13 protein-coding genes are annotated in these 13,306 nt (G+C 68.6%); 11 read left to right on the top strand and 2 right to left on the bottom strand.

The window, feature by feature from the left end:
- Positions 1–108: 108 nt before the first annotated feature.
- The 3 genes from DFR29_RS05325 to DFR29_RS05315 all read left to right on the top strand — a co-directional run bounded on the left by DFR29_RS05325 (position 109) and on the right by DFR29_RS05315 (position 2,710).
- Positions 109–918, top strand: coding sequence for an SDR family NAD(P)-dependent oxidoreductase (locus DFR29_RS05325; protein ID WP_133817526.1), 810 nt, complete (start codon positions 109–111; stop codon positions 916–918).
- Complete coding sequence (locus DFR29_RS05320; protein WP_133817525.1) at positions 915–1,955, top strand: saccharopine dehydrogenase family protein; 1,041 nt, start codon at positions 915–917, stop codon at positions 1,953–1,955. Before DFR29_RS05325 ends, DFR29_RS05320 begins: the two co-directional genes overlap by 4 nt.
- 176 nt (positions 1,956–2,131) lie before the next feature.
- A complete protein-coding gene (locus tag DFR29_RS05315; protein WP_133817524.1) occupies positions 2,132–2,710 on the top strand; it encodes a TIGR00645 family protein in 579 nt (192 codons plus the stop codon).
- 22 nt (positions 2,711–2,732) lie between these two features.
- On the opposite strand, the gene DFR29_RS05310 is transcribed toward DFR29_RS05315, so the two are convergent.
- Positions 2,733–4,187: a M61 metallopeptidase family protein gene (locus DFR29_RS05310; protein ID WP_166653882.1), complete on the bottom strand. Its 1,455-nt coding sequence runs from the start codon at positions 4,185–4,187 to the stop codon at positions 2,733–2,735.
- Here DFR29_RS05310 and DFR29_RS05305 point away from each other — a divergent pair.
- Positions 4,173–6,425 carry a DNA helicase II gene (locus DFR29_RS05305; protein WP_133817522.1) on the top strand — a complete coding sequence of 751 codons (2,253 nt, stop codon included), beginning with the start codon at positions 4,173–4,175 and terminating at the stop codon, positions 6,423–6,425. The genes DFR29_RS05310 and DFR29_RS05305 overlap by 15 nt on opposite strands.
- Positions 6,426–6,627: 202 nt before the next feature.
- Here DFR29_RS05305 and DFR29_RS05300 read toward each other — a convergent pair whose 3' ends face one another.
- A complete protein-coding gene (locus DFR29_RS05300; RefSeq protein ID WP_133817521.1) occupies positions 6,628–6,858 on the bottom strand; it encodes a hypothetical protein in 231 nt (76 codons plus the stop codon).
- Positions 6,859–7,175: 317 nt separating this feature from the next.
- Here DFR29_RS05300 and mdcA point away from each other — a divergent pair, with 317 nt between their 5' ends.
- Genes mdcA through mdcH form a run of 7 tightly spaced genes read left to right on the top strand, consistent with a single transcriptional unit; the run spans position 7,176 to position 13,219 of the window.
- Positions 7,176–8,819: a malonate decarboxylase subunit alpha gene (mdcA, locus tag DFR29_RS05295; RefSeq protein ID WP_133817520.1), complete on the top strand. Its 1,644-nt coding sequence runs from the start codon at positions 7,176–7,178 to the stop codon at positions 8,817–8,819.
- An 11-nt stretch (positions 8,820–8,830) separates the two neighbouring features.
- Positions 8,831–9,148 (top strand): malonate decarboxylase acyl carrier protein, encoded by a 318-nt coding sequence (mdcC, locus tag DFR29_RS05290; RefSeq protein ID WP_133817519.1) that lies wholly within the window; start codon positions 8,831–8,833, stop codon positions 9,146–9,148.
- A complete protein-coding gene (locus DFR29_RS05285; protein WP_133817518.1) occupies positions 9,145–10,104 on the top strand; it encodes a biotin-independent malonate decarboxylase subunit beta in 960 nt (319 codons plus the stop codon). The genes mdcC and DFR29_RS05285 overlap by 4 nt, the downstream gene beginning before the upstream one ends.
- On the top strand, positions 10,095–10,799 hold the full coding sequence (gene mdcE / locus DFR29_RS05280; RefSeq protein WP_133817517.1) for a biotin-independent malonate decarboxylase subunit gamma: 705 nt from the start codon (positions 10,095–10,097) through the stop codon (positions 10,797–10,799). Before DFR29_RS05285 ends, mdcE begins: the two co-directional genes overlap by 10 nt.
- A 1-nt stretch (position 10,800) precedes the next feature.
- Positions 10,801–11,442 carry a malonate decarboxylase holo-[acyl-carrier-protein] synthase gene (mdcG, locus tag DFR29_RS05275; protein ID WP_133817516.1) on the top strand — a complete coding sequence of 214 codons (642 nt, stop codon included), beginning with the start codon at positions 10,801–10,803 and terminating at the stop codon, positions 11,440–11,442.
- Positions 11,439–12,302 carry a triphosphoribosyl-dephospho-CoA synthase MdcB gene (gene mdcB, locus DFR29_RS05270; RefSeq protein WP_133817515.1) on the top strand — a complete coding sequence of 288 codons (864 nt, stop codon included), beginning with the start codon at positions 11,439–11,441 and terminating at the stop codon, positions 12,300–12,302. Before mdcG ends, mdcB begins: the two co-directional genes overlap by 4 nt.
- Positions 12,299–13,219 carry a malonate decarboxylase subunit epsilon gene (gene mdcH / locus DFR29_RS05265; protein ID WP_133817514.1) on the top strand — a complete coding sequence of 307 codons (921 nt, stop codon included), beginning with the start codon at positions 12,299–12,301 and terminating at the stop codon, positions 13,217–13,219. The genes mdcB and mdcH overlap by 4 nt, the downstream gene beginning before the upstream one ends.
- Positions 13,220–13,306: the final 87 nt, after the last annotated feature.

The raw sequence follows: 13,306 nt of genomic DNA, 5'->3' as shown, positions 1-13,306 counted from the left end.
TGTTACCGCACCCCAGACCTCGAAGGTCCTCCCCTGGCCTTCGGGGTCTATCTTTTTTGGCCCCGCGCTTCTGGCACAGTTAGCGCCCACGACAGGGCGGGGAACCCCATGCACAAACAGCGAGTGCTGATCACCGGCGGCGGCAGCGGTCTGGGCCGCGCCCTGGCGCTGCGCTACGCGCGGGCGGGCTGGCGCGCAGGTCTGGCGGACATTTCGCTGGAGCGGGCCGAGTCGGTCGCCGCCGAAATTCGTGCGCTGGGTGGCGAAGCCGACAGCTTCAGCGTCGATGTGGCCAGCGACGAGGCCGTGCTCGCCCTGCGTGACGAAGTCATGGCGCGTTGGGGCGGACTGGAACATCTGTACAACAACGCTGGCGTGTCGTCGGCGGGCAATCTGCTGCAGACGCCCATGACCGACTGGCGCTGGATGCTCGAAATCAACCTGCTCAGCGTCGTGCGCGGCTGCCAGGCCTTCCTGCCGGAAATGCTGCGCCAGGGCAGCGGCCATGTGGTCAACACCGCGTCGTTCGCCGGCCTTGCCGGTGCCGGTGGCCTGAGTTCGTATTCGGTGGCCAAGGCGGCCGTGGTGACCCTGTCGGAAACCCTGCGTGCGGAACTGGCCCTGGCCGACAGCCGCGTCGGCGTTTCGGTGGTCTGTCCGTCGTTCTTTCGCACCAACCTGCTGCAGAACTTCCGCGGCCCGGATGCCTCGCGCCAGATGGCGCAGAAGCTCATGGAAAACGCTGCGGAGAACGCCGACGACATCGCCGCGGCCATTTTTGACGCTGTGATGGCCGGCCGCTTCCTGATCGTTCCCACGGCACTCGAACGCATGCGCTATCGCCTCAAGCGCTGGCTGCCCGAGTTCTATTTCGGCCGCCTGGTGGCTGCGCTGAAAGCCGCAGGGCGCAGCGCATGAGCCGCTTCCTGATTTACGGCGCCAATGGCTATACCGGCCGCCTGATCGTGCAGGAAGCCCTGCGGCAAAACCTGCAGCCGGTGCTGGCCGGGCGCAATCGCGCCGCGCTGGAGGCCATGGCGCAGGAATTCAATCTGGCCGCGCGCGTGTTCGACCTTGCCGACGCGGCGCAGCTGCAACGCCACATCGAAGACCTGCCACTGGTGCTCAACTGCGCCGGACCTTTCAGCGAAACCGCACAGCCCATGCTCGACGCCTGCCTCGCGGCCAAGGTGCATTACCTCGACATCACCGGCGAAATCGACGTGTTCGCCCTGTGCCATCGCGCCGATGCGCGCGCCCGCGAATGCGGCATCGTCGTCGCGCCGGGTACGGGTTTCGACGTGGTGCCAACCGATTGCGTGGCTGCGCAACTGAAACAGCGCCTGCCGGACGCGACGCATCTGGTGCTGGCCTTCGAAGCCGGCGGCGGCCCCAGCCCCGGTACCGCCAAGACCAGCGTCGAAGGCCTGGCCAAAGGCGGTCGCGCGCGCCGCGACGGCCAGCTGGTGGAAGTACCGCTGGGCTGGAAAGCACGGGAATTCCGCCGCGGCGACCAAGTGCGCAGCGCCATGACCATACCCTGGGGAGATGTATACACCGCCTACATTTCCACCGGAATTCCGAATATAGAAACCTATATGGCCGTGTCGCCGGCGACAATACGCCGCGTACGCCGGCTGCGCTGGCTCAAGCCGCTGCTGGGCCTGGGCCCGGTACAGGCCTGGCTGAAGCACCGCGCCGGCAGCACGGCCGGACCGGACGCCGGAAAACGCGAGCGCAGCGGCTGTACCGTCTGGGGCGAGGTGCGCAATGCCGCCGGCGCGCAGGCGCAATTGATGCTGAGCGCGCCCAACGGCTACGAACTCACGGCCACGGCCTCGATCGGCATGGTGCGCCGGCTGCTCGGCCAGCCGGTGGCCGGCGGTTTCTACACGCCGTCGCTGCTGATGGGTGCGGACTATGTCCTGAGCCTGCCCGGCGTGAGCCAGGCCTAGGCGAATAGCTGTGGCCGCCGTTGAAATCGGCCACGGCTACCTCCATTGAGCGAAGCTGCCGGTTTTCTGCGCGGTTCGCGTCGCTTTGCACTGTGCACCGCGCCAGGACCGAATCCTCATCAGGATTTGTACCGGCCGTTGCTAGACTCCGCGCCCTCCCGCCGCCTGTGAATCCCATGAGTATCGACAAACAGAACCTCGGGCCCTTGCCGGCCTTGATCTTCTCCTCGCGCTGGCTGCAGCTGCCGCTCTATCTCGGCCTGATCGTGGCCCAGGGCGTCTACGTGGTGCAGTTCCTGCGCGAACTGTGGCACCTGCTCGCCACCACGCTGTTTCCTGCCGACCTCACCGCCAAGGCGGCCGAAGCCGTCGCCCATGGCGCTGATGCGGGACATAGCCCGGAAACCACGATCATGCTGGCCGTGCTGGGCCTCATCGACGTGGTGATGATTTCCAACCTGCTCGTCATGGTCATCGTCGGCGGCTACGAAACCTTCGTCTCGCGCCTGGGCCTGGAAGGCCATCCGGACCAGCCCGAGTGGCTGTCGCACGTGAATGCAGCCGTGCTCAAGGTGAAGCTGGCAACGGCGATCATCGGCATCTCGTCCATCCACCTGCTGGCCACCTTCATCAAGGCCGACGAGCTGGATACCAAGACCATGCTGTGGCAGACCCTGCTGCACCTGACCTTCGTCGTATCCGCGGTGGCCATCGCCCTGATCGATCGCATCATGTCGCCGAAAATCGCCCACTGAGATCGCCCTGCCCGGCCGGCAGCTATGGCTCGTCGGCCCGGCCGGGCTTGCGCATGATTGCCCTGCGGATGGCCACGTCCGCCGCATCGTCGCGCAGCTGCACGGCACCGTCGGCACTGCGCTGCAGACCCAGCTGCGCATAGATCGTCTGCAGCGGCGGGAAACCACGCCGTGCGGAATACGCGTCGTAGCGGCGCAGGAACAGATCGCTGTGCATCAGGCTGTCCAGCTTGGCGACGAATTCCCGCGGCGCCCAGGCCCGCCGCTGCAGCAGGCAGCAGGCGCGAAAACGCCGCAGCGCTTCTTCGATACCGAAGCGGCCGCCACTGGTCTTGCGCAAATCCACATCCAGCTGCAGCCAGTAGGCCGCACCCGACCAATACACGGCGTAATAGGCGCGCTCGCGCTGCATCGCACTGCTCAGCTGGGCCAGGCTGAGCTGGTCGTTGCTGGCACCGCGGCCGCGGGCAAAACCTGCATCCAGCTGCTGCCACGCCGCCAGCGGCGTGAGCAGGCCGGCACGCGCGCGCAAGGTGTTCTGCCAGTAGCTCGCCAGGCCTTCGGCCAGCCAGGCGCCATCGTCGCCGAGATACGGATGCGCCCAGTGGGCAAATTCGTGCACGGCCGTCCAGTCGGCGTCGAGCTGGTCCGGCGTTGCCTTGGGATCGACCTGGATATGCACCGCATTGCCCTGCCCGCGCAGCGACTGGCCGAAACCCACGGCCCGCCCGCCGCGCAACGCCACGGGACGCAACACCACCTGCGCCTGCGGCAGCGGCAACTCGCCATGCGCACTGCTGGCCGCGGCGAGGGCGTGTTGCATCCAGCGCAGCAGCTTGGCCCGGTTCGCGGTATCGATGCCGCCGAGCATCGCCACGCGCACCGTACCGCCGGGCAGTTGCAGCGTGCTTTCCTCGAAGCTGCCGACAGCGACCAGGCTGGACCAGGCCGGCGGTGTGGACGGAATGCGAAACCTCCCCTGTTGCGCCGTACTGCCGTCCAGTGCCTGCCACGGTGGCGAAAACGCATAGCCGTCGGGCATGGATACAGTCGCCTCGGCCGCCTCGTCGCCGTCGCTGCGCAGCAGCCAGTACTGCGGCGCGACCAGCATGTCGACGCCGACTTCGACACCGATGTCGTAGTCGTTGCGCCGTGCGATCGGCGCCAGCGCGACGCGATAGCTGAGGCATTCGCCGCTCTTCCAGCGGTCGGCGCGCCAGCGCGTGTCACCCAGGCGCTGCAGTCCGCCGTGCTCGCGTGCGAGTCCGGCGATATTCGCCGCGGCATCGCGCGCGATGACGAACTCGCGCTGGGCCGCGGCATCGGCACACAAACGCACGTGCATTTCCTGCGTGGCGGGCAGGTAGTCCAGCGCATAACGCACAGCCGCAGCGGCCTGGGTACTCGCACCGAGCAGGCCCAGCCACGCCAGGCAGCGCGCAATCGCGGGTAAAATCGCCGGATGGACGTCTCTCATCTGCTCGATCATCTCAATCCTGCCCAACGTGAAGCGGTTTCCGCACCTGCCGGCCACTACCTGGTACTGGCCGGTGCCGGCTCCGGCAAGACCCGCGTACTGATCCATCGTATCGCCTGGCTACTGGAAGTTGAGCGTGTCTCGCCGTATTCGATACTCGCGGTCACTTTCACCAACAAGGCTGCCGGCGAAATGCGCGGCCGCTGCGAAAGCATGATCGAGCACGGCACGCGCGGCCTGTCCATCGGCACCTTCCACGGCATTGCCCATCGCCTGCTGCGCCGCCACTGGCGCGAGGCGAAGCTGCCGGAAACCTTCCAGATTCTCGATGCGGACGACCAGCAGCGCCTGATCAAACGCGTCATCCAGGGGCTGGATCTGGACGAATCGCGCTGGCCGGCGCGCCAGGCCGCCTGGTTCATCAACAGCTGCAAGGACGAAGGCAAGCGGCCCGACGCGATCCAGCACGGCGACAATCCGACCACGCGCACGCTACTGGATATTTATACAAACTACGAAGCGCAATGCCGCCGCGGCGGCCTGGTCGATTTCGCCGAACTGCTGCTGCGCTCGCACGAACTGTGGCTGCAGGATGCAGCCCTGCTTGCCCACTACCAGGAACGCTGGCGCCATCTGCTGATCGACGAATTCCAGGACACCAACAGCCTGCAGTATGCCTGGGTGCGCGTACTTGCCGGCCAGGCCGGCAAGGTGTTCGTGGTCGGCGACGACGACCAGGCCATCTACGGCTGGCGCGGTGCCAAAGTGGAAAATGTGCAGCAGTTCCTGCGCGACTACCCCAGTGCCAAGACCATCCGGCTGGAACAGAACTACCGCTCCACCGCGACCATTCTCAAGGCGGCCAACGCCGTCATCGCCAACAACCCGGGCCGGCTCGGCAAGCAGTTGTGGACTTCCGGAGAAAGCGGCAACCCGATCGATCTGTACGCTGCCTATAACGAGCAGGACGAGGCGCGCTACGTGGTCGAGCGCATCCGCGAATGGGTCGCCGGCGGCGGTGCCGCGTCCGATGTCGCCATCCTGTACCGCTCGAATGCGCAGTCGCGCGTGTTCGAAGAGCAGTTCAACCAGCACCGCGTCCTGTATCGCGTCTACGGCGGCCAGCGTTTCTTCGACCGCGCCGAAATCAAGGATGCCCTGGCCTATCTGCGCCTGACCGCCAACCGCCACGACGATGCCGCGTTCGAGCGCACCGTGAACACGCCGCCGCGGGGCATCGGCGAACGCACCCTGGAGCTGGTACGCCAGCTCGCGCGGCGCGATGCCAGCTCGCTGTGGGAAGCCTCGCTGAGCGTGATCGGCGGCAGCGAACTGGCACCGCGCAGCCGCAGCGCACTGCGCGCCTATATCGAGCTGATCGAGCAGCTGGCGCGGGAAATCTCGCCGCAGCCCGAACCCGCCGAGGCACCGCCTGCCGGCCTGTTCGCCGCCGAGGAACAAGGCGACGCACTGGACGAGATCGAAGTCGGCCTGACCCTGGCCGAGCAGATGGAAACCGTGATCGCGCGCTCGCAACTGCGCGAGTACTACGAAAAGGACACGCGCGGCAGCGCCGAGACGCGGGTGGAAAACCTGGACGAACTGATCAACGTCGCCAGCCGGTTCCGCCTCGGCGCCGACGACGAGGAAGCCGGCCTGAGCGAGCTGGCCGCGTTCCTGTCCAATGCCGCGCTGGAAGCGGGCGAAGGCCAGGGCGAACCCGGCCAGGACTGCGTCCAGCTGATGACCTTGCACACGGCCAAGGGCCTGGAGTTTCCGCTGGTCTTCCTGGTCGGCCTGGAAGACGGCCTGTTTCCCAGCCAGAAATCGCTGGACGAATCCGGCCGGCTGGAAGAAGAGCGCCGCCTGGCCTATGTCGGCATCACTCGTGCCCGCGAACGCCTGACCGTGAGCTATGCGGAACAGCGCCGCCTGCACGGCATGGAAACCTATGCGCGGCCGTCGCGCTTCCTCAACGAAATTCCGCGCGAGCTGCTGCACGAAGTGCGGCCTCGCGTACAGGTCAGCCGGCCGGCCTACAACAGCCGCTACCACCATGCCGTGCTGGAAGAGGCGCCGGCGCTGAAGCTCGGCCAGCGCGTGCTGCATGCGAGCTTCGGCGACGGCGTAGTGACGGATTACGAAGGTGTCGGCGAGCACACGCGGGTGCAGGTCAATTTCGAGACTGCCGGCGCCAAATGGCTGGTGCTGGCCTATGCCAACCTGCAGCCGGCCTGAGCGCGCGCCGCCGGCGATAGCGGTCTAGGCAACGCCAGGAGCGATTGGCGCAGCAGTGCCGCCGGATCGCAGCCGACCGCTGCCTGGCTGCACTGCCGACGCCGCACCATGGCGTGAGCCATGCCCTGCCGCGCATCCCGATCGTGGGCCGCGTATCCGCCGGGCGCCCTCCAGGCAGCTTGCTGCAGCCGTTCGCGCCGCCTCAGTGCGAGCGGCGTGGCGAGCTGCGCCGCTTGGACGGCTCGGCCGCAGGCGCCTTGCTGCTGGCCGCCTTTTTGCCGGGCTTGCCCCGGGTGCTCGCGGCTTTTGCCGCCGCCTGGGGCGCCGGCGGTGTTTCCGGCTTGTAGTCGCCGATCACGGACTTGACCGGACAGACCGCGAATACCGGGCACTTGCGGCAACCCACCGCCAAAGCGACAGGACAGATGACCATGGCTTTCCCCTACGTGGCACCGGGACGCGCCCGGATCGCTGCGTGTGCTCCACCCGCCCCTGCGGCGCGGGCTACTCGGCCAGGCCGCTGTACAGCAGCCGGTCCGGTACGTGGAAGCCATCCGACGATAGCGCGAAAACCCTGCGGCTGGCAGACCTGGCGCAATGCCCTGGCCGAACCGCAAAAACCCCTTGTCGCCGCGCCCATGGCCGCTGGCGCCGGCCGCTCCGATACGAGCGCGTATAGTTTTGCTGTTGTCATTCTAAAATAATTACTAAATAATTATTACGAAATCCCCGCCAGGCGAGGCAGCCCCCGTGACACGAGAGTGGAATGACTTGGCCCAGGGAAGAAGTCGGCGCCTGGCGCGGGCTGCCGGCTTCGCACAAGCCAGGCAGGTACGCGCCGAGGATGCCGTCGCCCTGCTCGAAGCGGTGATAGAACCGGGCGACCGGGTCTGCCTGGAAGGCAACAACCAGAAGCAGGCCGATTTTCTCGCCCAGTGCCTGGCCCAGGCCGACCCGCAACGCCTGCACGACCTGCACATGGTGCAGTCGGTGCTGTCGCTGCCGGCGCACCTGGATGTGTTCGAACGCGGCATCGCACGCCGGCTCGACTTTTCCTTCTCCGGGCCGCAGGCGACGCGCCTGGCCGGCCTGGTTGCCGAAAACCGCATCGAAATCGGCGCCATCCATACCTACCTGGAACTGTTCGGCCGCTACTTCGTCGACCTCACCCCGCGCGTCGCCCTGGTCACCGCCCAGGCCGCCGACCGCGACGGCAATCTCTATACCGGCCCGAATACCGAGGACACGCCGGTTATCGTCGAGGCCACCGCCTTCCGCAGCGGCATCGTCATTGCCCAGGTCAACGAGATCGTCGAGCGCCTGCCGCGCGTGGACATTCCCGCCGGCTGGGTCGACTTCGTCATTGCGGCGCCGCGGCCCAACCATATCGAGCCGCTGTTTACCCGCGACCCGGCGCAGATCTCCGAGATCCAGGTGCTGATGGCGATGCTGGCGATCAAGGGCATCTACGCCGAATACGGCGTCGACCGGCTCAATCACGGCATCGGCTTCGATACTGCGGCCATCGAACTGCTGCTGCCGACCTATGCGGAATCGCTCGGCCTCAAGGGCAAGATCTGCCGCCACTGGGCGCTCAACCCGCATCCGGCGCTGATCCCCGCGATCGAGTCGGGCTTTGTGCAGTCGGTGCATTCGTTCGGCTCGGAACTCGGCATGGAACGCTACGTGGCGGCCCGGTCCGACGTGTTCTTCACCGGTGCTGATGGTTCGATGCGGTCCAACCGCGCGCTGTCACAGACTGCCGGCCTGTACGCCTGCGACCTGTTCATCGGCTCTACCCTGCAGATCGACCTGCAGGGCAACAGCTCCACCGCGACCCGCGACCGCATCGCCGGCTTCGGCGGCGCACCCAACATGGGTTCGGACGCACGCGGACGCCGCCATGCCAGCGCGGCCTGGCTCAAGGCTGGTGCCGAGGCAGCCCGCCCGGGCGAGATGCCGCGCGGACGCAAGCTCGTGGTGCAGATGGTCGAGACCTTCCGCGAACACATGGCGCCAGCCTTCGTCGACCGCCTCGACGCCTGGGAACTGGCCGAACGGGCCAAGCTGCCACTGCCGCCGGTGATGATCTATGGCGACGACGTCAGCCATGTGCTGACCGAGGAAGGCATCGCCAACCTGCTGCTGTGCCGCACTGCGGAAGAGCGCGAACAGGCGATCCGCGGCGTCGCCGGCTATACCGCGGTAGGCCTGCAGCGCGACCGGCGCATGGTCGAGAACCTGCGCGACCGCGGCGTGATCCGGCGTCCAGACGATCTGGGCATCCGCACCCGCGACGCCAGCCGCGACCTGCTGGCGGCGCGCACGGTGAAGGATCTGGTGCGCTGGTCCGGCGGGCTGTACGACCCGCCCAAACGCTTCCGCCATTGGTGAGGGCCAACAACATGGAAACGCTTCGCTTTCGTTTCGACGGCCGTCAGGCGCTGCCCGCCGGCGAGCACCACGCCCTGGTCGGCGTCGTCGCCTCGGGCAACCTCGAAGTCCTGCTGGAACGCCTGCCGCTGGACGGGGCGATGGAAATCCACATCGTCACCGCCGCGCGTGGCTTCGGCGAGATCTGGCAGGCCGTGCTGGGCGATTTCGCCGCGCGCCATCCGCTGCGCGACCTGCGCATCTCGATCAACGACGTCGGCGCCACGCCAGCGGTCGTCAGCCTGCGCCTGAGCCAGGCACTGGAAGCCTTGCAGGAGAGCGCACCGTGAAGCCTCCCCACGCCAAGGCAACCGCCGCCGAACCCTCTGCGGTCAACGCGGTACACGACAGCAGCACGCGCAGCTTCTACGAGGCGGATGCGCGTGCGCGCATCGCCGGCCTGCTCGACCGCGCTTCATTCCGCGAATTCGTCGGCCCCTGCCGGCGCATGGCCAGCCCGCACCTGACTCCGCTCGATCAGCCCGGTGCCTTCGACGACGGCGTGGTCGTCGGCGAAGGACTGCTGCGCGGACGGCGCGTGCTGATTGCCGCGCAACAAGGGGCCTTCCTGGGCGGCGGTGTCGGTGAGGTGCACGGCGCCAAGCTCACCGGACTGCTGGAACGCGCCGTCACCGAGCGGCCGGCGGCCGTGTTGCTGCTGCTGGATACCGGCGGCGTACGCCTGCACGAGGCCAATGCCGGGCTGATCGCCATCTCCGAGATCCTGCGCGCAACCCTGGCCGCGCGCGCCGCCGGTGTCGCCGTGCTGGCCCTGATCGGCAGCGGAAACGGCGCGTTCGGCGGCATGGGCATCGTCGCGCGCTGCTGCAGCGCGGTGCTGATGTCCGAGGAAGGACGCCTGTCGCTGTCGGGCCCGGAAGTGATCGAGACGGTACGCGGCGTCGAGGAATTCGACGCGCGCGACCGCGCCCTGGTATGGCGTGTCACCGGCGGCAAGCACCGGTTCCTGCTGGGCGAGGCCAACCTGCTCGTCGCCGACCGCATCGACGCCTTTGCCGACGCCGTGCTGGCCGCACTGGACGGGTTGCACGAAAGCGGCGACAGCCTGGTCGCGCTGGAGCGCGAACAAACCCGCCTGTCGCAGCGCATCGCCGACTACGGCGACTGCCGCGACGGCCTGGAAATCTGGCGCCGCCAGGGCATTGCCGAACCTGAGCGTCTGCCATTGCTGGACACCGCGGAATTCCTCGCCGCCGCCGCCACACGGGGAACGCCATGCAACTGATGCCCTTGCTCGAACGCCTTTTCCCGCTCGGCCACTCCATCCTGCGCCGCGACGATGTGTTCAGCGGCAGCGCCCGCACGGCTGCGGGCGAGGTCACGCTGATCGGCACGGCCAACCGGCGCGAAGTCGGCATCGACGACGCGCTGCAGCTGGCCGCGGCCGTACTGGCCAGCACGCGCGAGCATCCGCAGCGGCCGATTCTGATGCTGGTCGATACCGCCGGACAGCGCCTGTCGCGGCGCGACGAACTGCTGGGCATCAATGCCTACTTCGCCCATCTGGCGCGCACGCTGGAGCTGGCCCGCCGGCGCGGCGCGCGGCTGGTGACGCTGGTCTACGGCGAAGCGGTCAGCGGCGGTTTCCTTTCCTTCGGCCTGATGGCCGACCAGATATACGCCCTGGCCGGTGCCCAGATCCGCGTGATGGACCTGCGCGCGATGGCACGCGTGACCAAGCAGCCGCTGGACAAGCTGGAGGCGCTGAGCCGCAGCTCGCCCGTATTCGCCCCCGGCGTGGACAACTATGTGCGCATGGGCGCGGTGGAATCGGTGTGGCAGGACGACCTGGCCGCGGCCCTGCTGGCAGCCCTGGCCAGGCCGGCCGAGGGCGACCGGCGCCGTGAGCGGGGCGCCGAGCGCGGTGGCCGCACGCTGGCCTGCGACGTGGCCGCCGCCGTTCGTGCAGGCGAGGCCTGACATGCTGCCCCGCCACAGCCTCGTATGGCTGAAGGACGACGCCACCTGGCAGGCATTGACGCCGGCCGCCGGGCCGCGCCTGCGCGACTGGTTGCGGGCCGGCCATCCTGCCGTGGTGGCGCGCCGGGACGGCAGCGAGCCGGCCGGCCAGCTGCGTCTGGGCGTGCCGCTGCCGCCTGCCGAAGCCAAGCTGCGCCTGTCGCTGAGTACGGCGATGACGCAGCTGCAGCGGCACAGCCCGCCGCCGCTGCTCGATGCCGCCATCGCTGCTGCTCCGCCGCACCGCCATGCCGCTTTGCAGGCGCTGTGCGACGGCGCGCGCGCCGCCGCCGCGATGCCACGCGTATTCGGCAGCTTCGCCTGGCAGGCGCTGACCGGCCTGGCCTATGTGCAGGACAGTTCCGATCTCGACCTGTTGTGGCCGGTGGACGGTTGTGCCCAGACCGACGCCATAGCTGCCCTGGTGCAGACCTGGGAACAGCGCCACGGCCTGCGCGCCGACGGCGAGCTGCTGCTGCCGGGTGGACAGGCCGTGAACTGGCGCGAATACGCCAGCGGCGCCCGCCAGTTGCTGGTCAAGTCGCACGCGGGCTGCGCACTGCTGCCGCGCACAGCGCTGTTTGCGGCACGGAGCGCGGCATGAACTGCCGCGCCGCCGCCCTGCCGCCGATGCCCGCCGCCTCGCCGCTTGCGCACCGCATCGGCCGCCTGGCCGTGGCCAGCCTGCATGCGGAACTCGCCTGCGCGCCCAAGCCCGGCCTGGTCACTCCGTTTGATCGCGGCAGCCATGCCGACATGGACGCGGCCACCTTCCTGCGCAGCCTGTTCGCCCTGCGCGGCTACTTTGTCGCCATCGCCGACGCAGCATTGCAGCGCGCCGGCTTCGATGCCCTGCGCCGGCTCGGCATCGCTGCCGAGACAGCCATGCTGCGCGCCACCGGCGGGGTCAATACCCACCGTGGCGCCATCTTCAACCTGGGACTGCTCGCCGCACAGGCGGCGCGCTTGCGCCAGCAGCACGGCCGCGTGCCCAGCGGCGAAGCGGTATGCCACGCCGTCCGCGACTGGAGCAGCGAGCTGCTGGCCGCGCCGCTGGACCGTGCCAGCCATGGCCAGCTGGCCTGTGCGCGCTACGGCGTGGCCGGTGCGCGCGAGCTGGCCGCCGCAGGCTATCCGCTGCTGCGCGAGGTCGCCCTGCCGGCACTGCGCCAGGCCCTCGCCGCCGGAATGCCGCGCAACACCGCGCTCGCCCATACGCTGCTTTGCCTGATCGGCCAGACCGATGACCTCAACCTGCTGCACCGCGGCGGCTGGGCCGGGCTGCGCCAGGCCCAGCGCCTGGCCCGCGGCTTTATCGCTGCCGGCGGCGCCTGGCAGCCGGACTGGCAACAGCAACTGCAGCAGATCGGTGAGGTCTTCGTCAGCCGCCGGCTGAGTCCAGGCGGCAGCGCCGACCTGCTCGCCTGCACCTGGTTCCTGCATTGCCAGGAGCGGCAGGCATGAGCCTGGCCGTGCTCTGCCCGGGCCAAGGCGCCCAGCACCCGGCGATGTTCGCCCGTGTGCGCAATGACGCGCAGGCAATGCGCGTGATCGAGGCCGCCACAACCGCCGCCGGCTGCAACATCGTCGAACTGGCCGGCCGGCCCGAGCGCTATACCAACCGGTTCGCCCAGCCGCTGGTCTGCGCTGGAGCGCTGGCCCATTGGCAGGCACTGAAGGCCAACCTGCCCGAGCCGCTCGTCGCCCTCGGCTACAGCGTCGGCGAACTGGCGGCTCATGCCGTTGCCGGCAGCTTCGATGCGACTGGCTGCGTGTCGCTGGCCGCCGTGCGCGCCGGACTGATGGATGCGGCGAGTCCGCCCGGCGCCGGCCTGCTTGCAGTCACCGGCCTGCGCCGGGACGCGGTCGCCTCGCTCTGCGAGCGGCATGGCCTCGCGATCGCCATCGTCAACGGCGAAGACCACTACGTCCTCGGCGGCCTTTGCAGCGGACTGCAGGCGGCGGCCGAAACCAGTGCTCAGGCCGGCGGCCGCGCCACGCTGCTGCCCGTTTCGCTGCCGGCCCATACGCACTGGTTGCAGCCCGCCGCCGATACCTTCGCCCGCCTGCTGCACGACGCCGGCGTGCAGGCACCGCGGCTGCCGGTACTGGCCGGCCTCGACGGACTGCCGGTGACGACGGCGCGGCGCGCCATAGACACGCTGGCCGGCCAGATCGCCCGTCCGCTGCAATGGCAGCGCGCGCTGGCGCAGGCGGTGGAGCGCGGCGCGCGCGTGTTTCTGGAACTGGGCCCGGGCGGGGCACTGGCAAAAATGCTGCGCGACGCATTTCCCCGCTGCGAGGCACGTGCGGTCGAGGATTTCAGCACGCTGGACGGCGTGTCGCGGTGGGTCGAGGCGGCATGCGCCCGCGCGGCCTGAAACAGATTCCGGATCGGTAACCCTGTAGCCCTCGAATGGCGGGTGGCCATTCATCGCATTACGCGAACCCAGCGTCACGGGAGGACG

This window comes from Tahibacter aquaticus (assembly GCF_004363655.1).
Lineage (GTDB): Bacteria > Pseudomonadota > Gammaproteobacteria > Xanthomonadales > Rhodanobacteraceae > Tahibacter > Tahibacter aquaticus.
Note: the sequence above shows the minus strand (reverse complement) of the source record. Positions and strands in the feature narration are given on the sequence as shown.

Excerpts from the sequence above, each read along its gene's own strand:
- mdcC (WP_133817519.1), top strand. The coding sequence starts at position 8,831 with ATGGAAACGCTTCGCTTTCGTTTCGACGGCCGTCAGGCGCTGCCCGCC.
- DFR29_RS05310 (WP_166653882.1), bottom strand. The coding sequence starts at position 4,187 with ATGAGAGACGTCCATCCGGCGATTTTACCCGCGATTGCGCGCTGCCTG.
- DFR29_RS05320 (WP_133817525.1), top strand. The coding sequence starts at position 915 with ATGAGCCGCTTCCTGATTTACGGCGCCAATGGCTATACCGGCCGCCTG.
- mdcG (WP_133817516.1), top strand. The coding sequence starts at position 10,801 with ATGCTGCCCCGCCACAGCCTCGTATGGCTGAAGGACGACGCCACCTGG.
- DFR29_RS05300 (WP_133817521.1), bottom strand. The coding sequence starts at position 6,858 with ATGGTCATCTGTCCTGTCGCTTTGGCGGTGGGTTGCCGCAAGTGCCCG.
- DFR29_RS05305 (WP_133817522.1), top strand. The coding sequence starts at position 4,173 with ATGGACGTCTCTCATCTGCTCGATCATCTCAATCCTGCCCAACGTGAA.
- mdcB (WP_133817515.1), top strand. The coding sequence starts at position 11,439 with ATGAACTGCCGCGCCGCCGCCCTGCCGCCGATGCCCGCCGCCTCGCCG.
- DFR29_RS05325 (WP_133817526.1), top strand. The coding sequence starts at position 109 with ATGCACAAACAGCGAGTGCTGATCACCGGCGGCGGCAGCGGTCTGGGC.
- mdcH (WP_133817514.1), top strand. The coding sequence starts at position 12,299 with ATGAGCCTGGCCGTGCTCTGCCCGGGCCAAGGCGCCCAGCACCCGGCG.
- mdcE (WP_133817517.1), top strand. The coding sequence starts at position 10,095 with ATGCAACTGATGCCCTTGCTCGAACGCCTTTTCCCGCTCGGCCACTCC.
- DFR29_RS05315 (WP_133817524.1), top strand. The coding sequence starts at position 2,132 with ATGAGTATCGACAAACAGAACCTCGGGCCCTTGCCGGCCTTGATCTTC.